At 51.4% G+C, this 24,504-nt stretch carries 28 protein-coding genes and 5 pseudogenes; 21 read left to right on the top strand and 12 right to left on the bottom strand.

The window, feature by feature from the left end:
* Positions 1–304: 304 nt before the first annotated feature.
* Positions 305–535, top strand: a pseudogene (locus MOST_RS17955) (EscU/YscU/HrcU family type III secretion system export apparatus switch protein); the annotation flags it as partial.
* 36 nt (positions 536–571) lie between these two features.
* Here the strand turns inward: MOST_RS17955 and MOST_RS08335 are convergent.
* A complete protein-coding gene (locus MOST_RS08335; protein WP_054937219.1) occupies positions 572–1,516 on the bottom strand; it encodes a glycosyl hydrolase family 18 protein in 945 nt (314 codons plus the stop codon).
* 241 nt (positions 1,517–1,757) lie between these two features.
* Between MOST_RS08335 and MOST_RS08330 the strand changes: the two genes are divergently transcribed.
* On the top strand, positions 1,758–1,979 hold the full coding sequence (locus MOST_RS08330) for a DUF2283 domain-containing protein (protein ID WP_054937218.1): 222 nt from the start codon (positions 1,758–1,760) through the stop codon (positions 1,977–1,979).
* Between the two features lie 41 nt (positions 1,980–2,020).
* Here the strand turns inward: MOST_RS08330 and MOST_RS08325 are convergent, their stop codons facing one another.
* The 3 genes and pseudogenes from MOST_RS08325 to MOST_RS08315 all read right to left on the bottom strand — a co-directional run.
* The gene (locus tag MOST_RS08325) at positions 2,021–2,362 is read right to left on the bottom strand and encodes a nucleotidyltransferase domain-containing protein (RefSeq protein WP_054937217.1); all 342 of its coding nucleotides are present in this window, start codon (positions 2,360–2,362) and stop codon (positions 2,021–2,023) included.
* Entirely contained in the window at positions 2,326–2,652 is a 327-nt protein-coding gene (locus MOST_RS08320; RefSeq protein ID WP_083476696.1) for a HEPN domain-containing protein, read from the bottom strand. Before MOST_RS08320 ends, MOST_RS08325 begins: the two co-directional genes overlap by 37 nt.
* 197 nt (positions 2,653–2,849) lie before the next feature.
* Positions 2,850–3,335: pseudogene (locus tag MOST_RS08315) on the bottom strand (manganese catalase family protein); the annotation flags it as partial.
* Between the two features lie 237 nt (positions 3,336–3,572).
* On the opposite strand from MOST_RS08315, the gene MOST_RS18520 reads away from it, so the two are divergent.
* The 3 genes and pseudogenes from MOST_RS18520 (at position 3,573) to MOST_RS08305 (ending at position 4,532) form a co-directional block, all read left to right on the top strand.
* A complete protein-coding gene (locus MOST_RS18520; RefSeq protein ID WP_161952822.1) occupies positions 3,573–3,692 on the top strand; it encodes a hypothetical protein in 120 nt (39 codons plus the stop codon).
* A gap of 62 nt (positions 3,693–3,754) precedes the next feature.
* A pseudogene (locus MOST_RS18215) lies at positions 3,755–4,036 on the top strand (S1 RNA-binding domain-containing protein); the annotation flags it as partial.
* Positions 3,975–4,532 carry a hypothetical protein gene (locus MOST_RS08305; protein ID WP_054937216.1) on the top strand — a complete coding sequence of 186 codons (558 nt, stop codon included), beginning with the start codon at positions 3,975–3,977 and terminating at the stop codon, positions 4,530–4,532. The pseudogene MOST_RS18215 and the gene MOST_RS08305, both read left to right, overlap by 62 nt.
* Positions 4,533–4,557: 25 nt before the next feature.
* Here MOST_RS08305 and MOST_RS08300 read toward each other — a convergent pair whose 3' ends face one another.
* On the bottom strand, positions 4,558–5,109 hold the full coding sequence (locus tag MOST_RS08300) for a DUF4830 domain-containing protein (RefSeq protein ID WP_054937215.1): 552 nt from the start codon (positions 5,107–5,109) through the stop codon (positions 4,558–4,560).
* A gap of 117 nt (positions 5,110–5,226) precedes the next feature.
* Here MOST_RS08300 and MOST_RS08295 point away from each other — a divergent pair, with 117 nt between their 5' ends.
* The 7 genes and pseudogenes from MOST_RS08295 to MOST_RS17945 all read left to right on the top strand — a co-directional run bounded on the left by MOST_RS08295 (position 5,227) and on the right by MOST_RS17945 (position 9,134).
* Positions 5,227–5,601, top strand: a complete 375-nt coding sequence (locus MOST_RS08295; protein WP_054937214.1) for a nucleotidyltransferase domain-containing protein — start codon at positions 5,227–5,229, stop codon at positions 5,599–5,601.
* On the top strand, positions 5,598–5,933 hold the full coding sequence (locus MOST_RS08290; protein WP_208974850.1) for a HEPN domain-containing protein: 336 nt from the start codon (positions 5,598–5,600) through the stop codon (positions 5,931–5,933). Before MOST_RS08295 ends, MOST_RS08290 begins: the two co-directional genes overlap by 4 nt.
* A 1,118-nt stretch (positions 5,934–7,051) precedes the next feature.
* Positions 7,052–7,321, top strand: a complete 270-nt coding sequence (locus tag MOST_RS18515) for a helix-turn-helix domain-containing protein (protein ID WP_083476688.1) — start codon at positions 7,052–7,054, stop codon at positions 7,319–7,321.
* Between the two features lie 132 nt (positions 7,322–7,453).
* On the top strand, positions 7,454–7,648 hold the full coding sequence (locus tag MOST_RS08270) for a hypothetical protein (RefSeq protein ID WP_054937211.1): 195 nt from the start codon (positions 7,454–7,456) through the stop codon (positions 7,646–7,648).
* Between the two features lie 86 nt (positions 7,649–7,734).
* Positions 7,735–8,826: a helix-turn-helix domain-containing protein gene (locus MOST_RS08265; protein WP_054937210.1), complete on the top strand. Its 1,092-nt coding sequence runs from the start codon at positions 7,735–7,737 to the stop codon at positions 8,824–8,826.
* Positions 8,735–8,920 (top strand): annotated as a pseudogene (locus MOST_RS18510) (hypothetical protein); the annotation flags it as partial. The gene MOST_RS08265 and the pseudogene MOST_RS18510, both read left to right, overlap by 92 nt.
* A 10-nt stretch (positions 8,921–8,930) precedes the next feature.
* The gene (locus tag MOST_RS17945) at positions 8,931–9,134 is read left to right on the top strand and encodes a hypothetical protein (protein ID WP_054937209.1); all 204 of its coding nucleotides are present in this window, start codon (positions 8,931–8,933) and stop codon (positions 9,132–9,134) included.
* A 206-nt stretch (positions 9,135–9,340) separates the two neighbouring features.
* Here the strand turns inward: MOST_RS17945 and MOST_RS08255 are convergent, their stop codons facing one another.
* From MOST_RS08255 to MOST_RS08225, 7 genes and pseudogenes are all read right to left on the bottom strand, one after another.
* Positions 9,341–9,631 (bottom strand): hypothetical protein, encoded by a 291-nt coding sequence (locus MOST_RS08255; protein WP_054937208.1) that lies wholly within the window; start codon positions 9,629–9,631, stop codon positions 9,341–9,343.
* Between the two features lie 18 nt (positions 9,632–9,649).
* A complete protein-coding gene (locus MOST_RS08250; protein WP_054937207.1) occupies positions 9,650–10,438 on the bottom strand; it encodes an ExeA family protein in 789 nt (262 codons plus the stop codon).
* Positions 10,439–10,444: 6 nt separating this feature from the next.
* Positions 10,445–11,837: pseudogene (locus MOST_RS08245) on the bottom strand (DDE-type integrase/transposase/recombinase).
* 169 nt (positions 11,838–12,006) lie between these two features.
* Positions 12,007–12,609, bottom strand: coding sequence for a DUF6431 domain-containing protein (locus MOST_RS08240; RefSeq protein ID WP_054937206.1), 603 nt, complete (start codon positions 12,607–12,609; stop codon positions 12,007–12,009).
* Between the two features lie 373 nt (positions 12,610–12,982).
* Positions 12,983–13,555, bottom strand: a complete 573-nt coding sequence (locus MOST_RS08235) for a manganese catalase family protein (RefSeq protein ID WP_054937205.1) — start codon at positions 13,553–13,555, stop codon at positions 12,983–12,985.
* Between the two features lie 15 nt (positions 13,556–13,570).
* On the bottom strand, positions 13,571–13,828 hold the full coding sequence (locus tag MOST_RS08230; protein WP_054937204.1) for a spore coat protein CotJB: 258 nt from the start codon (positions 13,826–13,828) through the stop codon (positions 13,571–13,573).
* Between the two features lie 23 nt (positions 13,829–13,851).
* The gene (locus MOST_RS08225) at positions 13,852–14,058 is read right to left on the bottom strand and encodes a spore coat associated protein CotJA (protein ID WP_054937203.1); all 207 of its coding nucleotides are present in this window, start codon (positions 14,056–14,058) and stop codon (positions 13,852–13,854) included.
* 462 nt (positions 14,059–14,520) lie between these two features.
* Here MOST_RS08225 and MOST_RS08220 point away from each other — a divergent pair, with 462 nt between their 5' ends.
* From MOST_RS08220 to MOST_RS08180, 9 genes are all read left to right on the top strand, one after another.
* A complete protein-coding gene (locus MOST_RS08220) occupies positions 14,521–17,229 on the top strand; it encodes a cation-translocating P-type ATPase (protein WP_106007089.1) in 2,709 nt (902 codons plus the stop codon).
* Positions 17,230–17,353: 124 nt separating this feature from the next.
* Positions 17,354–18,043: an HAD family hydrolase gene (locus MOST_RS08215; protein ID WP_054937202.1), complete on the top strand. Its 690-nt coding sequence runs from the start codon at positions 17,354–17,356 to the stop codon at positions 18,041–18,043.
* Positions 18,044–18,105: 62 nt separating this feature from the next.
* Entirely contained in the window at positions 18,106–18,468 is a 363-nt protein-coding gene (locus tag MOST_RS08210) for a Na-translocating system protein MpsC family protein (RefSeq protein WP_054937201.1), read from the top strand.
* 212 nt (positions 18,469–18,680) lie between these two features.
* Entirely contained in the window at positions 18,681–20,465 is a 1,785-nt protein-coding gene (locus MOST_RS08205) for a hypothetical protein (protein ID WP_054937200.1), read from the top strand.
* A 5-nt stretch (positions 20,466–20,470) separates the two neighbouring features.
* Positions 20,471–20,722: a hypothetical protein gene (locus MOST_RS08200; protein WP_054937199.1), complete on the top strand. Its 252-nt coding sequence runs from the start codon at positions 20,471–20,473 to the stop codon at positions 20,720–20,722.
* 158 nt (positions 20,723–20,880) lie between these two features.
* On the top strand, positions 20,881–22,014 hold the full coding sequence (locus MOST_RS08195; RefSeq protein ID WP_106007095.1) for a DUF362 domain-containing protein: 1,134 nt from the start codon (positions 20,881–20,883) through the stop codon (positions 22,012–22,014).
* A 17-nt stretch (positions 22,015–22,031) separates the two neighbouring features.
* A complete protein-coding gene (locus tag MOST_RS08190; protein WP_054937197.1) occupies positions 22,032–22,721 on the top strand; it encodes a TorD/DmsD family molecular chaperone in 690 nt (229 codons plus the stop codon).
* Positions 22,718–23,002 (top strand): ACT domain-containing protein, encoded by a 285-nt coding sequence (locus MOST_RS08185; protein WP_054937196.1) that lies wholly within the window; start codon positions 22,718–22,720, stop codon positions 23,000–23,002. Before MOST_RS08190 ends, MOST_RS08185 begins: the two co-directional genes overlap by 4 nt.
* 81 nt (positions 23,003–23,083) lie before the next feature.
* The gene (locus tag MOST_RS08180; RefSeq protein ID WP_054937195.1) at positions 23,084–24,457 is read left to right on the top strand and encodes a PFL family protein; all 1,374 of its coding nucleotides are present in this window, start codon (positions 23,084–23,086) and stop codon (positions 24,455–24,457) included.
* Positions 24,458–24,504 lie beyond the last annotated feature (47 nt).

Below are 24,504 nucleotides of genomic sequence, written 5' to 3'. Positions count from 1 at the left end.
GCAGTAGGCGCTGTAATTTAGCCCGGGTTTGAGCGTCTTGTACGCCAGCCGGGAGCTGGCCTGGGAGGTGGGGCAGGTACTCCAGGGCAGAGTGATCGGCTAGCGGGGAACGGGCTATTTTATCCTGGAGCTCGAAGGTCGGGAGATCCTGGCTCGTACTCCCTTTTTCTTATCCCCAGGTGATTTGGTCAGCCTACAGGTCCAGGAGCGCCAGGGAAGCCTCTACATGGTCAATCTCCTTTTCCGGGACGAGTTAACGACAAATGACATCCCCAGGGAAATTCTTGCCTGACGATATAACAGCGAGCAAGATAAAGCCCCCCGGGTAGTAGCTTCCGGTAGGGGGGCTATAGCCGATAAAATCATAGCCACTGCCAGGGAAGCTGGCGTCCCCGTCCACCGGGACACCCATCTGGCGGAGATGTTAGCTGGGTTAGATATCGGGTCTGAGATTCCGGTCGAACTGTACCAGATGGTGGCTGAGATTCTGGTATTTATTTATTCTTTGGACTTAGGCGCGAAAAAGCTAAAATAGAAAAAACTAGAGACGGAATGAGATAGTTACTAGCCTCTATCCCCCGGCTCGCAGTTCCCAGATGCGCGGGTCTTCCAGGCCCAGGCGCCAGACACCGATGCCAGGGAGGTTGTACTCCCGCACCAGGCCTAGCTTTGTGCTAAAGCTCCGTACATCTTCAAACCATACTACATGGGGAATATTATCCTCTACATAACTAAAGGTGGATTCCTGGGCCGCTTGGTCATAATAGATAGTGGCACCCACGCGGCGAGCAAGCTCTACGGCTTGGCTGTGGGAGAGAGTTACGGGAATAGGCGCTCCTTCAGCCCAGTCGTAACCATAAACAGCCATACCGAGGCGTATTTTTTCCCGGGGGATAACGCTTACAGCATAATCCAGTACCCGACGGACAAAACCAATGGAAGCGATAGGGCCGGGTGTAGCGAAATGTTCGTCGTAAGCTAGAATATAGACCTGGTCACTAAGCGCTCCTAATTCCGGATAACTAAAAGCGCCCGAGAAGGGGTGGCGGGGGTTATCCTCCAGTTCTGCCGGTACGGAAATGGTGGTTAAATAACTTGCCGCGCGGAGGGCTTGGGAGAGTTGACGCATAAAGCCGGTCAAGAAGGGACGATCCTCCGGAGGCACAAATTCAAAATCGATATTTACGCCGGCGAAACCCCAGCGGTACATGAGGGTTAAGATATTGTTTACCAAGGTCTGGCGCAAGCTTGGCGTAGTCAGCAAGCGGTGTATCAGGGGGCGGTACTGGGGACTGGAATAATTGTGGACGATGGCCAGCACAGGGAGATTATATTGCCGGATGGCCGCTAGGCCTTCGGTATCGGCTTGATCCACGAGGCTTCCTGTCTCGGTTACGCCAAACCAGAAAGGTAGGATATATCTTAACTGGCCGCCGTGGCTGCGTAAGGAAGCTAACCCCGGAGGATCAGGAACATAATACCAGTTGTTTTCTACCTGCCGTTCCTGCAAGGCCATACTTAAAAACACCTCCTGTTCATATTATATAATATGTTATTCCTGGCAAAAGTGTCCAGGAAACCTGGCGGCACGCTGAAATACCTACCTTAATTCATTATAGGAATGCTTGTAAACTGGATATATGTCCCGGACTTGGGGAAATACTTGCGAGTGGTAAGCCTGGAAGATGGCCAAACTGTTCACAATGCCTTTCCTGATCGCAATTTTAAAATTACAACCGCCAAAGAGGGGTGAAAATATGAAATTCCATTACTACGCAGATACTGACACCCTGTATATAGACCTTTCGGAAAAAGAAAGCGCCAACTCGTTAGAAGCAGCGCCCGGCGTAGTGTTGGACTTTGACGCCGAAGGGAACCTTGTAGGTATAGATATTGACCGTGCCAGCGCCCTGATAGATTTATCGCGCCTTGAAGCCGACGGCCTTCCTCTTGGCCGCATCATAAGAGGGCCAATATGATCACGGCAGGAACGCTAAAGCGGCCTGCCGCTTTTGTTTAGTCAGAGCCGGTATTCTACGGTTTTTTGCCGGCCAAGGACGTCGTAAAGGAAGCTGGCCTTGCTCAATTTTTCCACCTGCACCTCTTCGGGAGTGCAGGCCAGTGGTTCAATCGGCTGCATTACCCTGGCCAGGGCTTTGCCCAGCACTTCATAGCGGCGATACAGGGGCATTTGAGCAAAATCGGATGATACTACCAGTAAATCTATATCGCTATCTTCTCTAGCATCGCCTCTGGCCTGGGAGCCAAACAGAATGATCTTGTCGATCTGGATACCTTGATTTTTTAGAGCATCAGCAAACTGCTCTATAATTGCTTGAATATCTGGTCTTTCTTTATCCATTCCAGTATCTCCTTTGTTTTAACAAGATAATCTTGAGCAACGTTACGGGAATAATTTTTTCGTGCGGCAGCAAGGTCTTTAGGGTAACGGGCCCCCGAACCTATTGCATCCAACGTTCCTAAAAATTCAAGGTGTTCTTCTACTAAATTAACCTGCCCTAACTTCACAAGGAGTAATAACTTATGCGTTTTAGGAGGGGTTTTATCTGTTCGCAGAGCAACGACAGCTTTCAGGACTTTTTCTAGAGCTAACTGGCACATATAAATCATGTACAAGGTATTTTCTAGCATGAAACATAGCCTTAGCGGTGGAAAAATCGTATTCGGCTTGCTCCATCCATTCCTTGACTTCTGGCGACACCCACAACACCTCACCCATATGATACCATATTCTGTAAGAAAGACCAACACTAATTTTTTAAACTCATTTTATAATCTAATCCGATAAGTGACTTACTTAAAAAAGCCCCTTTACCGGGGCTTTAGCTTTAATAGTACTTTTTACGCTCCAGGTATTCATGTACCAGGTTTAACGTCTCACCGAAGCGTTGGAAATGGACGACTTCCCTTTCGCGCAAGAACTTGAGAGTGTCGCTAACATCGGGGTCGTCAGAGAGCTGGATCAGGTATTCGTAAGTGGAACGGGCCTTTTGCTCGGCGGCCATATTTTCATGGAGGTCGGTGACCGGGTCGCCCTTGGACTGGATGTAGGCGGCCGTCCAGGGGGCCCCTTCGGCGTTGACGAAGTAGAGGGCGCGGTCGTGGTCGGCATAATACCCGTCCAGGCCGGCCCTTTTTATTTCTTCCAGGGGAGCGTCTTTTATCAGGTTATAGACCAGAGTAGCCACGATCTCCATGTGGGCCAGCTCTTCTGTGCCGATGTCCGTTAGTACTCCTTTGGCTTGAGGGATGGGCATGGTGTAGCGCTGGGTGAGTTAACGTAAAGATGCAGCGAGCTCGCCGTCCGGCCCGCCGGACTTCAAATTTTTTTATCCAAGACCTGCCCTAAAAAAGGTAAGGGGAGAAAAATTTTTGCAAAAAAGAGGGCCAATAAGATGATAGCAGAAACGCCAAAGCGCGCCTGCCGCTTTTGTTTAAAGCCGGTATTCCACGGTTTTTTGCCGGGCCAGGACGTCGTAAAGGAAACTGGCCTTGCTCAATTTTTCCACCTGCACTTCCCGATAAACGCCTAATATAAAAGTGCTAGGCACATACAACTGCAAGAGCAATATAACACGCTGGATGCTACAGCTATTCATCCCGAATCTTATCAGCTTACCGAGTGGTTGCTGGCTTTAGTTGGTGCCGATCTTAGCGAACTGGGCAGTTAACCTTTGCGCCGTAAATTGGCACAGGTTGACGTAGAGAGCCTGGCGGCACGGCTGGAGGTCGGGATTTCGGGGCTTTTGTGGATATTGGCGTCAAGACAGACGGGCTGGTGCATATTTTCCAAATTAGCGATAGCTATGTCCGCCACCCACTTGACATAGTTGCAGTTGGTGAAGTTGCGGAAGTGCAGGTGCTGGCAGTAAATAAATCTCCCCGGGGGAACAAAACGGCTGCACCAGCGTCTATCATCATAGGGAAGCCAGGATTTGCATGGAGGTATCTTAATGAGGAAAGGATTAATATTGCTGCTGATGTTTGTTTTGCCCCTGTTGCTGGTTGCCTGTAGTGAGGGGGAGGCAGTTCCGCCGGTAAATAATAATGAAGATGATACTTTGCATAAAAACATTACCGGCGTATATGGCGGGCAAACAGATGAGAACGCAGTTGTAATTATTATTGATGAGGGCATATCGTTCCCCAGCAACATTAACCCTGTTACTTTTGAATTATCCAGGGAAATAAAAGAGTGCGGTATCATACCCGCACTGGTCACCGGTGACAGGGTTAGCTTTGACTGCTCCTTTGCCAGCGGGATGTGGGAAATTAAAAGGATAGCAAAGCTGGAAGCGGCTCGTCAGACTGTCAGCGCTGTTTTCGGCGGTTGGATCGATAATAATATGTTCGAGGCAATAGTAGGGGGCCAACCTACTCCATTCTGGGTAGCCGAAGAAATCAAGCCGGAGGTAGAGGAGAAGGCTCCGGAGCCTGGCGCAGAGATGGAGTTGACCTACTATGAGGACGGTTACGGCCGCCTGGTGCTGACGGAGGTTAAGTTTGAATAAGCTACTACAGTTTTTATCTTCTCGGTTATCTTGAAACATTAGCTTCATACGCACCCACTATCACATTGAAAGCTGGTCGTTCCATGTTGTTGTCGATCCAGAAGCCCACTACCTCGTTACCATCCATTACAAGAACTATATTTTCTACCACCTTATTTTTATTTTCAACACTATAGGTATAAAGCGTAACTTGTTTGCCTAAATAACCGGAAAAGTCCATGCCATACTGCTTTGATTGTTCATTTCTCTTTTTTAGCAGTTCACCAATCTGAACACCATTCTTTTCTTCCTTAAAAGTATCGGGCAATTGCAGGTCATAATTTGCCCCGCTATTGGTCACGATCTTATAACCCAGGTTATGCACAAATAGTTCGGCTGCTTCTTGCTGAGTCAACGCTTCTGCCGCCGGAGTCGTATCGCTGGCAGATTGTGATGCCGGAGATGGCTGCGTTTCCTCCACTCCCGTAGCAGGATGGGCATTCTCAACTATTGGCTTTTGCGAACATCCGGCCATGTTTACTAGACCAAAAACCAAAATAACTATTGCAAGGAACACTTGCTTATTTTCTTTTATCATTTCCCGAAAATCCCTCCTTGCTCTTTTAGTTTTTTTAATTATAGTCCTGTCATCGGCTAAAAGGAATACTTCAATGAAAAGACTTAGTGTATAATAGTGGCAGGGGTGATTACTAACGTGGCCGTTGAGGACAAGAGCAGCACGACAAGTTACCGAGTTATTCACCACTACCCAGGCGATGTAGAACAACGCTTATTAGAACGCTGCCGTGATCTTATTCGCGAAGTTGTTCCCGGTGCGACAGTAATACTATATGGCTCCAGGGCTCGTGGGGATGCTGAACCCGATTCGGACTATGACGTATTAATCCTTACGAAAGGACCTGCTAATTGGCACCTGGAAGATGCGATACGCGAGAAACTTTATCCGCTGGAATTAGAGACAGGAGCAGCATTATCTATAGCGGTTTTTAGCGAACAGGAGTGGAATTCCCCTCTATACCAGGCCATGCCTTTCACCCAGAATGTAAGACGTGAGGGGATAGTTCTATGAAAGAAGAAGTTAAGCAGTTAACCCTATACAGGATGGGACGCGCTAAAGAAGCTATAGCTGAGGCGGAATTGCTCTTTTCAGAAGGCCATATACGTACTTCCGTTAACCGGTTATATTATGCCTGTTTCTACGCTGTTTCTGCCATTCTCCTTGCCAAGGGTTACTCGTCAGCCAAACATTCAGGTATCCGTTCGCTTTTCCACCAGAAGATCGTAAAAGCTGGTTTGGTTAACCCTTCGGCCGGAACATTATATAACAGGCTGTTCGATGCCCGCCAGAAAGCGGATTATGCCGACCTGGTTAAATTTGAAGCCAATATTGTTGCTCCATGAAGTAAAATCTCTTGTCGATCAGATTGAAACTCTTGTGGTTAAAGAGATCCGCAGTCCTGGTTGATCTATCCAGATGTAGAAAGTAAATGAATTGCAGCAAAGCACCTGGTAGGGAATCCTGCCGGGTGCTTTATTTTTCGCCCAGCATGTCTGCTGAGCCGATGGGTTGAAAGAAACCCTGTCACCTAACCAGCAGGAAGACAATCCGTAGGCAAGGGCGTCGCTGGTAACGGCGGGGTCTGAAGGAAGCCGAAGGAAGAACATGGAACGTAGCGCAAGCGAACCGGGGTTGGCTCTCCAGGTGGGTAACCCTGCAGTTAGTGGGAAAGCCCAAAAGCTGGATAACCTGGGGAGTTAGGACGGACGGGTTCAGGTTCAGGCAGGCAGACTTAACTGGGGAAGCCCTGTACCATCCAAGGAAAACCTGGAAAGCTCGAACAAGTCGAAAGGCAAGGGAGAGAAGAAGTGGTGCAGGGTGGCAGACGAATCCGTAGTAGTGAGGAACCTTCAGCCGATGAAAGCCGGTAACGGACTGGAGGGGAAAACTGAAGGGACAGCATCCATGAGGTGCTGGGCCAAAGGAGTCAAAAGCTCCTATGGTTGCGAAGGGACGAAGGTAAACCAAAGTGTACAACCGCGAACCAAACGAACATGGGAGAAGATAACCGAGGCTGAAAATGCCAAGGGGAACGGGGCAGCCGGGGGTGACGAGCCAACTGGGGCCTACGTCCGCTCAGCAGATTATTGGAGATGAGCGTGGTAGATTGCCAAAGAGCTAGAGACGCCGTGCCAACTTCGAGAAGAAACTGCAGCCATGTGAGGAAGAGACGTAGGGAGTACAGCGAGATGAGGCAGTCAAGATGAAGTACTACAGTTTAATCGACAAAGTATACCTGTCCTATACAGCAACAAATGATATTTGCCACTTAACCAAGATCCCTTTACACTTAAGGCAGGAAGGGTTACTGGCCCCCTTGGTGGTAGGAGGGGGCCAGCCGGAATTCGGTTTACACTGTGCAGTTCCTCCTGATGGGCCACCCAAAAAGGGGGGCATGCTTGATGGAAGCTCAAGTTCAAAAAGAAAACCGAAGTAAACCCAGGCAGCATTACAGTAAAGAATTCAAGCTAAGATCCTGGAGGCAGCCCGGGAAAGGCGGCTCCCTGTCGAAGAAATCTGCCGGCAGTACGGCATCCACAAGTCCGTCTATTACCGCTGGCTGAACCGCTACCGGCAGAAAGGCGAAGAAGGGTTGCGGGACGCTGCCCCGGTGCCGAAAAAGTGCCCCCAGGAAACCCCACCGGAAGTCCAGGCTAAAGTGGTAGAGCTTAAAAAAGCCCATCCGTTTCTGGGGTCAAGGAAGCTAAGAGACTTTTTTAGCCCGGTTTGAGGGCATTCACTTAAGCCAGGTGACGGTCAACAGGATCCTGCGCCGCTTTGGCTTTAAGCCGACTACAGCCGGCCCCATGAGGGTATTGGTGGCTTTACCCCGGCCGACAGGTACTACGGCATCGCGAGTGAGGTGGAGCGCTGGCAGAAAGAGAAAAAGGCCCTGGGTAACGAAGAAGTAGTGGCTACCGGCCCGCCGGCCGTCTTTGTAGTCGGCAAGGTCTTTGACCACCAGGTAAGGTTAGAGGACAGCGGCGGCCGCCTGGAGCTGCATGTTGACGGCAAACTCTTAAAGGCTATGGATCTCATCCCTAAAAAAGTCGTCTGAACAAAAAACAGGGAGGAAGACCCCTTTATTTGGCGAAATGTTTTGTTAGCACAAGCAAAACCAGCCAAAAAGGAGGTCTTCCCCCTATGGCCAGTATAACATCAACAAGGTTAACCGGCAATAGCCAATTGGACCAGGAGATTATCAGCCGGGGGCTGGATGCGAGGTGGCAACTCCTTATCCAACTTTTAACGGGGCAAATAGCCGTTACCGCCGCAGCCCAAAAAGCCGGGGTTTCCCGGGTCACCATCTACCAATGGCTTTCCCACTTTGTCATGGGTGCTCTGGCCGGCCTCACAGGGCAAAAACCCGGCCCTAAAGTGGACTGGCAGGCCCGTTGCCGGGAACTGGAAGTAGAGAACAAAGCGCTAAAACAAGAGGTAAAACGACTTAAACGGCAGAACGTCCAGGCCCAGGCGGTGATAAGCTTCTTAAGTGTAATCCTAAAGCCTCTCCTCGGCGCTTTAAACACCGCCTACCGGCGGTTCAGCGCCGAAGAGAAATGGACCATCCTCCAGCACCTGGAAAGCTTGCGCGCCCAAGGCGGCACCATTACGGGTTTCAGCCAGGCAGTCCCAAAAGCCTACTCCACCCTGTTACGCTGGCGCAAATTAGTGCGAGGTAAAACTAAAGCCGCAGCCCTGGCCATTTTAACGGATAAAACCCAAGCCTTTGCTGAACCCAGGTTACCGGCGGCAACGCGCCAGGCCATTGTTGCCTGCCATGAACAGTACCCCCACTGGGGAGCCAAACAAATCGCCCATTACCTGGGCCAGAAGCAGGGTCTTAAAATGAGCCCGGCCACCGTCCACAAGGTCCTTAAACAGGAACACCCCAGCGCTCCCTGGGATAAAGAACGGCGTCAGAAAAGGCATACCTTTGGCCGGGTCAATTTTGCCACCTGCATCGACCATGCAGAAATAGCCATCGGCGGACGGAAAGCCCAGCTTTGCCTACTGTTAGATGAAACCAGCCGCTTTATCCTGGGATGGAGCCTGGACTTGAGCAAAAGTGCTGCCCAGGTGGTAGAATTAATCAAAGCTGTAAGCCACCAATATTGTCGCCCCACCCTGGTCAAGACCGATAATGCGCCGGAATTCCGGCAAGAATTCCGCCAACTCATTAACGCCCTGGGTATCTTCCATCTCAATTCACCTTACTACTATGCCCCCCTTTAACGGCAAGGTGGAAAGGGTCCTTAGAGACTTACGCCGTTATCTAAAATTCCAGCCCTGGCCCGCTACCCTGGAGCAGCTGGCCATCCAGGTAGAAGCCTGGGTATATGAACACAACTACCTGCGCTGTCATGAAAGCCTGGGATGGCTTACACCGGCAGCTGTTTTTACTGGAAAAGAAAACACCTACCCTGCCGGATTACATAGAGAAAATTTATATTCGCCAGGAAGAAAAACGCCTGGTCTTAAAGTTTAAAAACCGCCGCAACCAGCCGGCTCGATTAGAGTTAACCCTGCCGGAAGCCGCTTAAGATTGAAATAGCCGGCAGTGAGCCTATTAAATGCCTTAAGCTTTTCCAGTTGTCCGGGGGGTCAATCTTTGCCCTTCAGGAGGTGAATTATTGTTTTGTCCGGCGCCCCTGGATAACAAGGACAAAAAAAATATGGCTACCCCATCATAGAGAGCATCGCCTGTGGCCGTATTCTGGCGTAATTTGGCCTGAGTGTAAAGGAAACTCTATCCGTTAATCTCTAAAAGGTCTCTGAACCGTACAGGCAGCGAATACGAGAGATTTTTGCGCCGGGTCAAGACCTCGGCTCGCGCTTCCAGCAACTTTTCTCTAAACACAGCAGCAAACCATGCTGAGCGGTTTCTGGTCGGCGGGTAGGTCCTGGCTTTATCAGCCACCTTACAAATAGCTTCAATCATTTCTGCCGGATTGCTATCCAGTTCCGCAGCAACTCTCATAGCCAGGGGCAGGAGGTCGGCGAAACCGCAATTGGCAAAATAATAATGCAGTCTATTCATTACTACCACCTTCGGGGTCTAAATCTCCAGTTCCATTTGTGCCTGGTAGACAATCTCTGCATCAATCAACCTTTGCTTCTTACCACAGGCGCAGAGCATACAGGTAGTAACCAGGTTATTTACCAGGCGGGGTAAACCGTTGGTGATGCCATAGATCGCCTCCAGAGCAGCCGGGGCAAAAATATCCTCGTGTAGACCGGCAAGTTTTAGCCGGCTCTTAAGTTCCTCGGGTTTAAGGCCCTGGAGGAAATACTTGACCGTAAGGCGCTGCCTTAAAGGGTTGTTGACATTAAGGGCAAGTCTTGAACGGATAAGGTTCTGGCCGGCGAGGATGAGGACAAAGGGGTTCTGGGAGTCCATCTGGAAGTTAAAGAGGAGGCGAATGTCCTCCAGGATCTTGTTGGTAGCGAGGTGGATTTCATCTAGGACAATCACGGGGGTGATATGACGGTCGGCGTAAAGGCTATTGATAGCCGTCTGGATTTGGTGGAAAATATGGACCTTCTTATGCTTGGGTTCTTCCCCCAGGATTAAAGCCAGGCCCTGGTAGAACTCCAGCACGGTGACGGTGGAGAGGGCGAAATATCCAGCCTTGTACTGGGCCGGGTTAAGCTCGCTGACAAATTTCCTTAAGGCGGTAGTCTTACCACAGCCCGCCTCACCGGTGATTAGGCCGATGCCCCGCACCTGCAGCAGGTACTGCAGGCGGGAGGTGAGTTCCCGTAGGTCCTGGCTTAAGAACAACTGGTCGAAGGATATCTCTTTGCTAAAAGGGTTAAATTTCAAACCCAAGAACGGCAGAAACATCACGCCTCACCTCCCCTGGCTTCCTCCAGTTTTTCCTTGACCTTCGAGCAGATCGGCAAAAGAGACGGCCGGTGAAGGTTCGGATCTGTCAGCTGGAGGTGGGGATTCCTCTACCAGGGCCGGAACCTGGTCCTTATGGGCCGGGCGGCCACGTCCCCTTCTTTTCAGCGTGGCATTGGCAGCCAAATCAACCTGCCTGGCCTTGCCCACCTTTAACCCTTCGCGGTACAAAAGGACGGGCCGGGCCGGGTTTAAAAGCCACTCCGGGTCATACCGCACCTCCAGGCGCAGGCCATGCCAACTGCGGTTCCGTTTCATAGAGGATATTATCCAGGGAGAAGGTAGCGTCAAGGTTGACCTTACGCATCACCCGCAGGAGGAAATACTCATCCAGGAGCGTTGGGTCAGGGAAGATCCGCACCCGCTCGGTCTGGGGAAGGAAAAAGTCCAGGGGGCTTAAGCCCAAAGAGCTATGGATTTTGCGCTGGTAATCCTCCTCCAGCCACTGCCAGAAGGCCAGGTTCAATTCTTCCAGGGATTTAATTTTCTCCAGATCCAGGCGTGGCAAGAAGCGCGTGCGTACCGTACGAAAGAAGCGCTCAATCTTACCCCGGGCATAAGGGGCGAAAGGTTCGGCATGGAGCAAAGAACAACCCAGACTGGCGCAAACGACGGCCAGTTGGCCCGAACGGTAAACCTTACCATTGTCGGTATAGATCATTTTCGGCACGCCGCGCTTTAAAATAGCCTCTTTTAAGGTCGCCCGCACGGCGGTGTAGTTCTGTTCCCAGAAGAACTGGGCATGAAGGATCAGGCGTGAGGCGTCGTCGATAAAGGCAATGAGATAAGTCTGCCTTTTACCCCGGCCTACTTTAAGGTAAGGGCCGTACATGATATCCCCCTGCCAGAGTTCATTCACCCACTGGTGGGCAAAGCGTTTGATTTCCTTTGCCTCAGCCCCAACCTCGGCGGCAGGAGGCGCCGCCAGGTCGGGGTGCTGGGTAAGATAACGGTAAAAGGTGGATAAAGAGACCTTGTTAGGGGTAAAAATCCCCTCCTTGACCAGCTCATCATAGAGCATAATGCCATTGAGGCGCGGTTTCTCCGCCCTTTTAGCGGCGATTTGCAAAGCCATCTCGTCAGTTATCCGCCGGCTTTTCCCCCGGTCGGAACGGTAACCGGGTTTTAACCCCTCCAGACCATGGCAGCGATAGAGATAGAGCCACCAGGAGAAACTCTTGGGAGAATACCGCTTTATGCCATAATGGGGCATTACAATAGGTTTAGAAGCCAGGTCCTTAAAGTACTCCTTCTGATTGGGCACCTGGCCGTTTAGTACCGGCGCAATCAAAGCAAATTTCTTCAGGGCGATCTCTTCCCGGTCTTGAGCAGAAAGCATAAAGAACCACAGCCTCCTTGAACACTGGATGTTAAATTTTAGGAGGCCATAAGCGCTTACAGCCTGCAGGTCCCTACAAGTTGGATAATACCATCCTTCTTAAGCGCTACCCAGACAAAAGTTTTGTGGCTGCCATTTTTCACCTCCGGGGGTACCAAAAAGGCTCCGGTTATGCTAAAATATTGGGCAAAGGAGCCATAAAAGCGTACCCCAAAGCCTCGTAAAACCTGGCACTGAAAGACTGGATGTGGGCAAATCCAGTGGTAATGAGGCGGAGTACCTTTTGGGCTCCTACTCTTTTAACCAGCATTTCCTCCGGCAGTTGGACACGGGGCAGAAGCTGGCGCAAACCAAGTTTGATGGCCGAAAGCCTGGCCAGAAAGCGGCGCAGGTAAAACTGCAGGTGCGAGATATCCCAGTAGAGATGTCGGCAGCGCTCCTTTAGGAACTTAAGGCAGCCCCGCAGGGAGAAATTAGAGCCCAGCACAAGCCTGATGCCGGTAAAGATTAAATCCACGGTGTACTGGAAATAGGGCAGGCAAAAGGAAGGCAGGCAGGAGATGGTGGTGCGGCAGTATTGGCAGTAGTAACGCCGGATAAAGATGCGGCCGCTGAAATCAGCGGTAATAACGTTGCGGACAAAGAACCCGTGTTTTTGGGGCGGCACCTTTATCCGGCAGTGGGGGCAGAAAGCGGGCTCAGGGAAAGGGAAATCTTTACCCTGACAGGAGTACTCTTCGGGCGACACGGTGGTGTAGAATATCAGCTGCATGGCAAACCCTCCCAGCCAATATTCTACCTGATTCCCCCTCAAGCAGCACTCCTTGCAGCAGACGGACAGACTGACTAAAATCCATCTATAGTTTAAATACTGGCGTAAAGTGAAATGGGATTCTCATACTCTCCTGGTATTAACTTCAGATGCAGATTGTTCAATTTGCGACCATGGAATTATTTTGGGATGAATTAATGTGAGGATCTACAAGTCGGTTTGATTAACCTTGAACGATACGAGGTTGGCATCTTGCATCGCTACTATGAATGTTAATGACTGAGGTTTACCAGGAGCCGTGTACGAGGCCCGTACGCACGGTTCTGTGAGAGGGACAGCGTTAGGCTGATCACCTAGCGCTGCCCTACTCGATTTAATAATACTTTTTACGCTCCAGGTATTCATGTACCAGGTTTAACGTCTCCCCGAAGCGCTGGAAATGGACGATTTCCCTTTCTCGCAAGAACTTTAGAGTATCACTAACATCGGGGTCGTCGGAGAGCTGGATCAGGTATTCGTAAGTGGAACGGGCCTTCTGCTCGGCGGCCATATTCTCATGGAGATCGGTGACCGGGTCACCCTTGGACTGGATGTAGGTGGCCGTCCAGGGGGCGCCACTGGCGTTGACGAAATAGAGGGCACGGTCATGGTCGGCATAATAACCGTCCAGGCCGGCGCGTTTAATTTCCTCCAGGGGGGCGTCTTTAATCAGGTTATAGACCAGGGTAGCGACAATCTCCATGTGGGCCAGCTCTTCCGTGCCGATATCCGTCAAAACTGCCTTGGCCTGGGGAAGGGGCATGGTATAGCGCTGGGTTAGGTAGCGCAGCGAAGCAGCCAACTCACCATCGGGCCCGCCATACTGGGTGATGATTACTTTGGCCAGGCGGGGGTTAGGGCCGCCGACGCGCACAGGGTACTCCAGTTTTTTTTCATAAATCCACATTTAGAATCCCTCCGCCTAAAAAGTTGTTTCCCAGGGCCAGGGTTCGTCGATCCAGCGCCAGGCCTGGGGACTGGGCGTACTACCGTAATTTGTTAAAGGACCGTAGAGGTTTTCGTATTCCTTTTTTGCCGCCAGCAGGGCTTCGCTGGCGGCATTATATTCCGCTAACGCCCGGTAGTCTTCGGGATGGGTGTCCAGGTAAAGGTTAAAGTCTACGCAAGTAAATTCCAGGGCCATGATCTTTTTAAGCAGGCTTAATCGCTGTCCATCCATGTTTTACCCTCCACCATGTTGTTTTAAGGTGTCCGCCGGGGCTGGTAAGGCTGGAAGAGTTCGGGGAAAATCGTCCCCCGGGCCAGGCCTTCCATAGGGTCCCACCTGTTAGTAAAACGCTGCCAGGGTACATAGGCCCGGGCCAGCTGGTAAGAAAAGGATTGTTTTTCTACCTGCTCGTCGCCGGGACGGACGGTAATACCGCGCTTTCCTTGCTGGTCGGCAGTCATAATAAACCTCCTCCCCTAAAAATCGCTAATTTATATTATGATGGATGGGGGAGGAAGGGTTACCAGAAGATAAGCTTGATGCCACCTGTATCCAGGTTTAAGCCCGGTACTCGCAACAAGGAGAAGGGTACGGCATTTCCTAAGGAGGCAAAGGGCATCACGCCCTTTGGTGGCCCGCGGTGCCGGACTGGTGACTGGCATTTCAGCTAGTGGTTGACGCCAAGGGGTTTCTCGCATATAATTTAAATCAAAGGGGAGTAGCTCATAGGCCTTATGGCCTGTTGACCAGGGCGACAGTACGCATCGGTAAGAGCCGCCCTGGTCCCAGGGGCTTAACTTGGGAGCAAGACCTTTGTTTGGTGTATTTTTGCACTGAACAAAGGTTTTTTATTTACATTTTTTAACTTGCTAAGGGTTATTGTAGTGTTAAAGCTCTACACAATCTGGGAGGAGGATTATGAGTTGCCAGAGAAGAAATGGTATGCCATGGAGATCCATCAGGTCTGCCAGGAACTTAATTCAGACCTGCATCAGGGGCTGAATCAAGAGGAGGCCAACGAACGATTAAAGATCTACGGCCCCAATGTTTTAAAAGAGCCGCCCCCCCGCAGCCTTTTTTCCATGTTTATAGGCCAGCTAAAGGAAATTCTGGTCTTAATCCTGATTGGAGCGGCGATCATCTCGGGTATCCTGGGCGAATGGGAAGATTCTATTGTTATCCTTGTCATCGTAATGTTGAATGCCGTTCTGGGCGTGTATCAAGAGAATAAGGCTGAGCAGGCCCTTAAAGCTTTAAAGGAGATGACCAAACCTGCAGCCAAAGTTGTCCGGAACGGAATGGTAACGCAGGTTGACGCAGGCGAACTGGTCCCTGGTGATATAGTATTATTAGATGCAGGAGATTTTGTACCGGCTGATGCCAGGCTGATCGAGGCGGTTTCCCTACGGGCAAACGAAGCCGCCTTAACGGGAGAGTCGGTACCGGTAGAAAAGGACCCTGCCATGATAGCGGCCGGTGAAGTCCCGGTGGGCGATCGGAAAAACATGCTCTTTATGGGTACTATTATTACCAGCGGACGCGGCAAGGCCCTGGTGGTGGAAACAGGGATGAACACCCAACTGGGTCGGATCGCGCAACTGCTTCAGGAAACGCCGCTGGAGCCTACACCGCTGCAGCGGCGGTTGAATGAACTTGGTAAAACTTTGGGAATGGCTGCAGGAGTCATCGTAGCCCTGGTGTTTGCCACCGGGTTGTGGCGGGGCGAAGATGTTCTGGATATGTTTATGACAGCCATCAGCCTGGCAGTAGCAGCAGTTCCGGAAGGCCTGCCCGCCGTAGTGACCATTGTGCTCGCCCTGGGCGTTACCAGGATGAGCCAGCGGCAGGCTGTTATTAGAAAACTGCCGGCGGTAGAGACCCTGGGCACTGCAACTGTTATTTGTTCTGACAAGACAGGTACCCTTACCAAAAATGAAATGACTGTTACCCAGATTTATACTGCCGGCAACTTCCTGCAGGTAACTGGTACTGGTTACCAGCCTGACGGCCGTTTCCTGAACCAGCAGGGAAATGAAATTGCTCCTTTAACTGATCGGAACCTGGAATTAATGCTCCTGGGCGGGTTGTTAAACAGTGACGCCCGGTTAGAGGCAACAGAGAAGGGTTACCGCGTAATCGGCGATCCCACAGAGGGAGCCCTGGTAGTGGTAGCAGCCAAAGCGGGTTTGATAAGGGAGAAGGTGGAGAAGACCTACCCTCGGCTAGCCGAAATCCCTTTTGATTCCGCCCGCAAAATGATGACCACCTTTCACCATATAGATGGCTCAATCCAATCCTTTACCAAGGGAGCCCCCGATGTATTGCTGGCCCGCTCTACCGGAGTAATGACCGGGCAGGGAATTGAACCTCTAACTGGAGAAATGCGTACCCGGCTTTTGCAAATTAACTCTCAGTTGGCGTCCCAGGGGCAACGCGTACTGGCCCTGGCTGTCCGCCGGTGGCCTGAAATTCCGGCTGGCCTTTCACCGGATACCGCCGAGCAGGACCTTACCTTTGTCGGTTTTTATGCCATGCAGGATCCCCCGCGTCCTGAGGTCAAGGAAGCAGTGGCTGTCAGCGGCCGGGCAGGCATCCGGACGGTAATGATCACCGGTGACCACCAGGAAACAGCCATGGCCATCGCGAAAGAACTGGGTATCTGGAAGCAGGGTGACGGCGTCTTGACCGGTGCGCAACTGGACCAGATGGACGACCAACAACTGAAAGAGGTGGTAAACCGCGTCACCGTCTACGCCAGGGTATCCCCTGAGGATAAGCTCCGCATCGTAGCAGCCCTAAAGGAACACAAACATGTGGTGGCCATGACCGGCGATGGTGTCAATGACGCCCCGGCCCTCAAACGGGCCGATATCGGGGCTGCTATGGGGATTACCGGTACCGAGGTAGCCAAAGAAGCCTCAGATATGGTATTATTAGACGACAATTTTGCCACCATCGTCAATGCGGTTGAAGAAGGGCGAACCATCTACGACAATATTCGCAAGTCTATCCAGTATCTCCTTTCCTGCAACACCGGTGAGATTGTAGCTATCTTTTCTGCCATTTTACTGGGATTGGGTAGTCCCCTGACTCCCATCCAGATACTATGGTTAAACCTGGTTACTGACGGTCCTCCTGCCCTGGCCTTGGGCCTGGAGCCACCCGAAAAAGGCGTTATGGACCGTCCGCCCCGTAAACCCAAGGAAGGGGTGTTTGCCGGGGGCATGGGCATTAACATCGTGTGGCAGGGTACCATGATCGGGCTGCTGGCTCTGTTTTCATACTGGCTGGCCCTTAGCTGGGGACGGACCCTGGACGAAGCCCATACCATGGCTTTTGTAACCATGGCTCTGTCGCAACTGGTGCACTCCTTCAATGTCCGGAGCATGGATCAATCCCTCCTGTCCATAGGATTGGGAACCAACCGCAGTTTGATGTATGCTTTCCTGGCGTCAATATCTCTCCAGGTGGCTGTAGTATTGATTCCTTTTTTGCGAGGTATCTTTGAGACGGCGGTGTTGCGTACCAGCGACTGGGCGGTGGTCCTGAGCCTGAGCCTTGTCCCCCTGGTGGCTGTGGAAATAAGTAAACTTTTGGGCAAGCTGATAGTTGGCAAAAAAGGTAGACTTTGATGCCGGTTAATGTTGAGGCCCTCGGGGCCTGCTCGCCGCTGCCCGGACTACTTTGGAAATACGCCCTTGTCACAACCTTAGCCTAAACGGCAGGAGGACTTTTTGGCCGCTGGAGGGAACACGCATGTATCATATACGTGCTGTAACTTTTGACGCCTATGGAACGCTTTTCAATATCGAGGGTCTGCATGCTAAAGCCACAGAACTAATATTACAAGCCAACTCTTTTCCCGCCGACCCTGTAGCTTTTCACCGGGAGTGGGATAAGTTTGCTGATAAACTAATCATGGCGGGGCCTTTCTCTAAGCTCTGGGTGGTTTTTGATCAAGCATTGGATATGACCTTCAGGCAATTCGGCTTTCGTGGGAGGCGAGTTCCCAATGACCTGGAAATATGGTTGCGAATGATAGAAAACTGTCAGGTTTATACCGCTGCTCCTGTAGTAGTTGAGGCTGTGGGCCGTCAATTCAGGACGGCTTTGATTTCCAACACTGACAATCACGAGTTATCTATAGCTTTAATGAGACACGGACTAAAATTCGATGCCATTGTGACTTCAGAAGACGCCAGAGCTTACAAGCCCTCGCCTGTGATTTTCCAGCAGGCGGCTGAGCTTTTAAAGTGTAATCCGGAAGAGATCATTCATATAGGGGATTCTTTCATTGCCGATGTTGTAGGCGCCAAGGGCTTTGGAGCTACTGCCGTATGGTTGAACCGCAAAAGGGCCAAACTTCAAAATCAGCCTGTACAGCCTGATTATATAGTTGAATGTCTGGAGGAAGTTCTGGACATTATAGGTGACCTGGTAAACTAAAGGCCCGTTATATTACCAGCGTTAACTCTGGGTAAATTAAAAAGCAGGATGAGGCGATATAAATGACCCGTAAAGGGCAGCTTGAAGATGATATCAGTAAAGCATTAATGAAATTTGAAAAGGAATATCTGGGCCGGGGACCCCAGGAAGTTAAAACCTTTATCATTGAAGACCAGATTTTTATCCGTCTCAAGGGAGTTTTAACTCCGGCCGAACAACACCTGGCTCATAGCCATGAGGGTAAAATCTTGATTAAGAAAGTACGTACTCAGTTGTTGGAGGATTCCCGTCCGTTATTAGAAAAAATGATTCAGGAATTCACCGGTCAGAAGGTAATAAGTTTGCATACTGATATTAGCACCGTCACAGGAGAAAGGATTCTGGTTTTTACCCTTGAGGCTAATCTTGAAGCCCTAGTTGATTAAGCTTGCCTTTACCATAACTATAGTATATAATAACACTGGGTTAGCGATGGGGGATTCTCCTTTAATCGAGGGAGAAGCCAACATCAAACTTTAAGGTCCGCTGGTCGGCAGCTGGTCTGGTACAGAAGAGCTGGCGAATAGCAGGCCAACAATAGTGTCTTTAAGCAGACATTATTGTTGGCCTTTTTATTTACCTTATGGAGGTAAATGAGATGACAGAGTGGGAACAGCATCATGTTATTGTCCTTGGACCTAATATATGCGAAACAGCATCGGACATATTTAAAAGTCCAATTTTCCACCGGATTCTGGCAAGCTTCATTGAAGATTTAGAGCAACACCAGGCACCGGAACTGGAGGCTATAAAACCTTTCCTGAGAACACCTGCTGGTAAGCAAGGCAGCGGTGCTGGTGCCAGCAACCTGTGGGATAAGGAGGCCCTTGCTGATTTACTTTTGCTTCTTACTGAATACCGGCCAGATGAAATTAGCAAACGTTATCCTGCTTTCAATCCTGCTTTGGCTAGAAAGACAATGCTATATGACTTTGTGGAAAAGCTTTACAATTACTGGCGGAAATATGCCCGTTTCCTGATTGTTGATGATGGTTGCCATCAGGCAGGAGAAACTGCCAGTGATCATCATAAGTTTATTGAACTTAATGAGCGCTTTACCAACCTGGTACTGGAAATTTACCGGAAAATCGGGGCCAATTTAATGGAAAAACTCCCCCGGGTATACCGGCAACTACCCTGCGGAGCAGGAGCAGGAATACTGGCTGATAAAATTGCCTGGGATATTCCCGGGGAAGAATACCGACAGTTGCAGGCGATACCTTTTATCCAGCTGGTAGTTATCGAACCGCCGCTGGTATATTACCCCAAACGCAATTACCGCAAGGGTATGTTTATGCCGGTGTCCCATAATCCCCTCAAGCATAGTCAATTGGAAGCCAGGGATTGGCTTTGCTATCCGGCTAAAGTAGGGGATTTGTTAACCTTTATCTATTTTCATAAACGGTATTTACCCCTGGGTCTCAGTCTCGCCAACCTGTTTGAATTAGCTGAGCCAGCTGAAATTCAAGGTCGACGACCAGAAGCCATGCTGATTTTTGGAGTGGAGCCGGAACTGTTGGGTAAGCGCCAGACAGTATACTATGAAGACCGGCAGGCGGGTATAGTATTAGGACTGATCGGGCGAACTGATGATGTTGACTACTTTGGTTATTTTAAAAAGATGGTTTTAACCCTGCATAACCTTATTGCCATTGAGCATGGTTATTTACCTGTTCATGGTGCTATGGCGCGAATTGTTTTACGGACAGGGGCTAGTGCCAACGTGGTCCTGGTCGGTGATAGCGGTGCTGGCAAATCAGAATCCCTGGAAGCCTTTCGCGTTCTGGCCACGGACTATATGCGTCGCTTAACAGTTATTTTTGATGATATGGGATCCTTAAGGATAACTCCTGAAGGAGAGGTGGTGGGCATCGGGACAGAAATTGGCGCCTTTGTTCGCCTGGATGATTTAGCCCCGGGTTTTCCCTATGCGGAGATTGACCGCAGTATCTTCATGAACCCTCATAAAAAAAACGCCCGCCTGGTAATCCCGATTACTAACTACCAGGAAGTAACCAGGGGGTATCCTGTAGATCTATTCCTGTACGCTAATAACTATGAACCGGTAGATAACAAGCATCCCCATATAGAGTTGTTTAATGACGTCGATACAGCCCTGGAGGTCTTTAGCGAGGGTGCCCGGCTTTCCAAGGGTACCACTGATGAAGAAGGTCTGGTGCATACTTATTTTGCCAACCCCTTTGGTGCCCCCCAGAAGCGGGACCAGCATGATGCCCTGGCCAGACAATATTTTAGCCAGATGCTTGCCAGGGGTGTCAAAATAGGGCAGTTACGTACCCAGTTGGGCCTGCACGGATATGAAATAAAAGGCCCGGAAGCAGCTGCTAAAGCTTTATTTGAATTTATAACTTACGGGGGTTGATGTAAATGAATTTTGCTGGCGAGTCAGTATGGGAAGAAGTGCGCGGTTTTTTGAGGGATAACAGGACAGAAAAGTTACTCTTTATATTTAAGGAAATTCTGCCTGGGGAATTAAAAGCTATCAGTAGTTTTTTAAGCAATGAAGAACGCCAGGAGTTACTGAAAAATTTGCAGGGTTACCACTATAATCCTGCCGAAGATAATTATTTTCAAGAACGCATGCTGGCGGAGATGGCTGGGGAAGATATAGTAGACTAAATTAATCTCACGCTTCTGGTGAAATGGCCCGGCTATTGACGGGCCGGTTTCAGTTTCTTTCCACTCCTTGACCATCAGGCAGGAAAGTACGATAATATAAATTGAGGATTTAATGAAAAGCGGGCTGGATGAGGCCCGCTTTTATACAGGAATGGGGGGTGGGGAAACTGGATCTCGAAACCCTTGCCAGCGCCTTGACGGGGCTGGGTCAGGTACGCTTACGTGCTGAAAAATGTATCCGCACCCTGTCGCCCTGGGCAACCTGTCAGAGGTGCCTGGAGGTCTGCCCGGTTGATGGGATTGAGCTGCAAAACGGCCGGCCCGGTTTGAAAGAGTGCCGGCGCTGCGGCCTTTGTGCCGTGGCCTGTCCTACCGGGGCCCTGGAAGATCCAGAGCAAACCCACGCCTTCATTCTCGCCCGGGGTCAGGAGATTATTGCTGCCACCGGGCAAGTAATTTTTTCCTGCACCCGGGGTCAGGAAAAGAGCCTGCCGCAAGGCTTTTTTATGGTTCCTTGTCTGGGGGCAGTGGCTCCGGAAATAATGGTCGCCCTGGCCGCAAGGGGCAAAACAGGGTTTCGCTACCGGCCCGAGGATTGCGCTGCCTGTCCCTGGGGAGAGAAGGGGCAGGAGCTTTTTAAGGCTTCCTTTGCCTGGGCACAAAGGACCCTGGCGGCCCTGGGCCTGCCACACGATCGTCTGGTGCAGGGGACTACCCTTACACCAGCTCCGGCCCCACAGCATCGAGGAGGCCAGGCATCCCACGTAGCCCCGGCTGCCATGGGTCGGCGCGAATTTTTCCGCTCCCTGGTACGGGGGATCAAAGTGCCGGGAGTTAAAGCAGCGTCGGGTCCGGGTACGAAACAGGCAGTTTTTACCGGGGAGAGGATGTCCATCCTCAGGGAGGCCTTACAACGAGTACGGCCTGAGATAGGCTACCCGACGAGGGCCCGTTTACCCCTGGCCTCCCTGGAACTGGCCGGTCCCTGCTACCTCTGTAATATCTGCAGCCGCCTCTGTCCCGCCGGTGCTTTGACCCTGGGCGAAGGGGAGTTAAGGTTTATCCCGGCCCGCTGCAACCACTGCGGCCTGTGCCTGGCAGTCTGCCCCCAGCACAGCCTAACTTGGGGAGAGGATATGGCCATAAAAGCTGTGGCCGACGAGACAACTTTTAATGTGGCTACAGCCAGCGAACACCTTTGCGCGACCTGCGGGGAAACCTTCCAGGCCAGCGCCGGGACCACTGAGTGCCTGCGCTGTTACCTGACCCGGAACCTGCCTGGGCCAGGGTAGAAAGGATGGGAGATTTTATGGACAAGGAATTATTACTTGAGTGGCTTCAAGGGCGGGAACTGATTTACCGTTTCCTGGCCCGCCTCTACCAGGAAGGGCCAGGAAAGGAACTGTTGTCCGCCCTGGTAGAGGAGCAACTCCTGGTCGAACTACCTGCCAGTATTGATAATCCCATGCTGGCCACAGGTTGCCGGCAGATGCAGGCCGAGCTGACGGCCCGGGCCGGTGACATGGAAGCCTACCAGCAGGAACTCCAGGAGGATTACAACCGCCTTTTCGTCGGTCCCGGTCACCTGGAGGCGCCGCCCTGGGAGTCAGTATATCGCTCCAAGGAGCATCTCCTCTTCGGCGAGGAAACCCTGGCGGTAAGGGAGTTTTATCGTTCTTTTGGCCTGGAGAGTAAAAAGAAAAACCGGGAGCCGGACGACCACCTGGGTCTGGAAATGGAATTTATGGCCTGGCTGAGCAGGACGGCGGCCGCAAAAGTCCAGGCCGGTGAAGAGGCAACTGAATTCCTGCAGGGGCAGCAGCGCTTTTTAAAGGAACACCTGGAGCAATGGGTGCCGGCCTTATGCAGCGATATTCAGAAAGCTGCCCGGACTGAATTTTTCCGTGGCCTGGCCCTCTTCACCAGGGGCTGGCTGCAGGTCGATGCCGCTGAGCTGGAAGCAGTACTGGAGGATTTTTGCGGGGGTGAAAAATCATGACAGTTGCCGACGGCCGGGCCATAATCACAGTTTTAGGCCAGGACAGGGTGGGTATTTTAGCGGGTATAACCGCCGTCCTGGCTGCTGCCAATGTGAATATCCTCGATATCAGCCAGACCATCCTGCAGGAATTTTTCACCATGATCATGATTGTGGACCTGAAGGGTAGTAATCTTGATTTTTTTGAACTGCAAAAACAACTCAAGGCCAGGGGCGAGGAACTGGGTGTGCAGGTGACGATGCAGCAGGTGGATGTCTTCAAATTTATGCACCGCATCTAACCGCAGCCCCCATGAAGGTAAATGAGGGTAAGTCCGCAACTAAATGATAAGTCTTCTCCCGTTCAAAGATGGAGGAAAACAATGCCGACTTTATTTTCTTTTACACCGGAAGAAATTTTAGAAACCATCCGCATGGTCCAGGTAGAAAACCTGGACATCCGGACCATTACCCTGGGTATCAGCCTGCGTGATTGTGCCACCGGAAGTCTTAAGGAAACTTGCCGCCGCGTATACGATAAGATAACCCGCCGGGCGGAGAAACTTGTTACCGTTGGCGAAGAAGTGGCAACTGCTTATGGCATCCCTATTGTTAATAAGCGTATAGCCGTAACCCCTATTGCCCAGGTGGGTGAACCTTCAGGGGAAAGTGACCTCACCCCCTTGGCCCGGACCCTGGACCGGGCGGCAGAAGCGGTAGGCGTGAACTTCATCGGTGGTTTTAGTGCTCTGGTACATAAAGGATTCACTAAAGGTGACCGGGCCATCTTTAATTCTCTGCCGGAAGCCCTGGCCACCACTGAGCGCGTTTGCGCCTCCATCAATGTGGCCACCACCAGGGCCGGGATGAATATGGACGCCATCGCCGAGCTGGGCCAATTGATTAAAGAGACGGCGCAGCTTACGGCTGACAGGGGAGGGATTGGCTGCGCTAAGCTGGTGACCTTTTGTAACGCTCCCGAAGATAACCCCTTCATGGCCGGAGCCTTCCACGGCCCCGGTGAGCCAGAGTGCGTATTAAATGTCGGCATCAGCGGTCCCGGGGTTGTACTGGCGGCAGTACGCCAGCACCCGGAGGCTGACCTGGGTAAACTCGCGACAATTATTAAAAATACAGCCTTTAAAGTGACCCGCATGGGAGAACTGGTGGGACGGGAGGTTTCGGCCCGCCTGGGAGTGCCCTTTGGCATTGTCGACCTTTCGCTGGCTCCTACCAACGCCCTGGGTGACAGCGTAGCGGAGATCTTGGAAGCCATCGGCCTGGAACGCTGTGGCGCCCACGGCACAACGGCTGCCCTGGCTTTACTCAATGACGCCGTCAAAAAGGGAGGGGCCATGGCTTCTTCTTACGTCGGGGGCTTAAGCGGCGCCTTCATCCCGGTGAGTGAAGATAACGGCATGATCCGGGCTGTGGAGAGCGGCGCTTTAAGCCTTGCGAAGCTTGAAGCCATGACGGCCGTATGCTCGGTTGGGCTGGATATGTTTGCTATTCCCGGCGACACCCCGGCGGATATCATTGCCGCTATCATTGCCGATGAAGCGGCCATTGGCATGATTAATAATAAAACCACGGCGGTGCGGGTCATACCTGTCCCGGGGAAAAAGCCCGGGGAACTGGTAGAATTCGGCGGCCTCCTGGGCCGGGCACCGGTTATGGACGTCAATAACTTTAGCCCGGCGTCTATGATCCGCCGTGGCGGCCGCATCCCCGCCCCTTTGCAGGCCCTGGGGAATTAGAGGGAGGCGGCCGCCCAGGTAAGAAGGAAAAGATGCTGTTGGGCTCC

Source organism: Neomoorella stamsii (genome assembly GCF_002995805.1).
Lineage (GTDB): Bacteria > Bacillota > DSM-521 > Neomoorellales > Neomoorellaceae > Neomoorella > Neomoorella stamsii.
Note: the sequence above shows the minus strand (reverse complement) of the source record. Positions and strands in the feature narration are given on the sequence as shown.

Bases quoted from the DNA above. Each gene is read 5' to 3' on its own strand.
- MOST_RS08305 (WP_054937216.1), top strand. From the start codon at position 3,975: ATGAGGAAAGGATTAATATTGCTGCTGATGTTTGTTTTGCCCCTGTTG.
- MOST_RS08330 (WP_054937218.1), top strand. From the start codon at position 1,758: ATGAAATTCCATTACTACGCAGATACTGACACCCTGTATATAGACCTT.
- MOST_RS08240 (WP_054937206.1), bottom strand. From the start codon at position 12,609: ATGCAGCTGATATTCTACACCACCGTGTCGCCCGAAGAGTACTCCTGT.
- MOST_RS08335 (WP_054937219.1), bottom strand. From the start codon at position 1,516: ATGGCCTTGCAGGAACGGCAGGTAGAAAACAACTGGTATTATGTTCCT.
- MOST_RS08255 (WP_054937208.1), bottom strand. From the start codon at position 9,631: ATGAATAGACTGCATTATTATTTTGCCAATTGCGGTTTCGCCGACCTC.
- MOST_RS08300 (WP_054937215.1), bottom strand. From the start codon at position 5,109: ATGATAAAAGAAAATAAGCAAGTGTTCCTTGCAATAGTTATTTTGGTT.
- MOST_RS08185 (WP_054937196.1), top strand. From the start codon at position 22,718: ATGACAGTTGCCGACGGCCGGGCCATAATCACAGTTTTAGGCCAGGAC.
- MOST_RS08325 (WP_054937217.1), bottom strand. From the start codon at position 2,362: ATGGATAAAGAAAGACCAGATATTCAAGCAATTATAGAGCAGTTTGCT.
- MOST_RS08250 (WP_054937207.1), bottom strand. From the start codon at position 10,438: ATGTTTCTGCCGTTCTTGGGTTTGAAATTTAACCCTTTTAGCAAAGAG.
- MOST_RS08265 (WP_054937210.1), top strand. From the start codon at position 7,735: ATGGCCAGTATAACATCAACAAGGTTAACCGGCAATAGCCAATTGGAC.
- MOST_RS08290 (WP_208974850.1), top strand. From the start codon at position 5,598: ATGAAAGAAGAAGTTAAGCAGTTAACCCTATACAGGATGGGACGCGCT.
- MOST_RS08320 (WP_083476696.1), bottom strand. From the start codon at position 2,652: ATGCTAGAAAATACCTTGTACATGATTTATATGTGCCAGTTAGCTCTA.
- MOST_RS08235 (WP_054937205.1), bottom strand. From the start codon at position 13,555: ATGTGGATTTATGAAAAAAAACTGGAGTACCCTGTGCGCGTCGGCGGC.
- MOST_RS08230 (WP_054937204.1), bottom strand. From the start codon at position 13,828: ATGGATGGACAGCGATTAAGCCTGCTTAAAAAGATCATGGCCCTGGAA.
- MOST_RS08215 (WP_054937202.1), top strand. From the start codon at position 17,354: ATGTATCATATACGTGCTGTAACTTTTGACGCCTATGGAACGCTTTTC.
- MOST_RS08200 (WP_054937199.1), top strand. From the start codon at position 20,471: ATGAATTTTGCTGGCGAGTCAGTATGGGAAGAAGTGCGCGGTTTTTTG.
- MOST_RS08225 (WP_054937203.1), bottom strand. From the start codon at position 14,058: ATGACTGCCGACCAGCAAGGAAAGCGCGGTATTACCGTCCGTCCCGGC.
- MOST_RS08190 (WP_054937197.1), top strand. From the start codon at position 22,032: ATGGACAAGGAATTATTACTTGAGTGGCTTCAAGGGCGGGAACTGATT.
- MOST_RS08210 (WP_054937201.1), top strand. From the start codon at position 18,106: ATGACCCGTAAAGGGCAGCTTGAAGATGATATCAGTAAAGCATTAATG.
- MOST_RS08205 (WP_054937200.1), top strand. From the start codon at position 18,681: ATGACAGAGTGGGAACAGCATCATGTTATTGTCCTTGGACCTAATATA.
- MOST_RS17945 (WP_054937209.1), top strand. From the start codon at position 8,931: ATGAACACAACTACCTGCGCTGTCATGAAAGCCTGGGATGGCTTACAC.
- MOST_RS08180 (WP_054937195.1), top strand. From the start codon at position 23,084: ATGCCGACTTTATTTTCTTTTACACCGGAAGAAATTTTAGAAACCATC.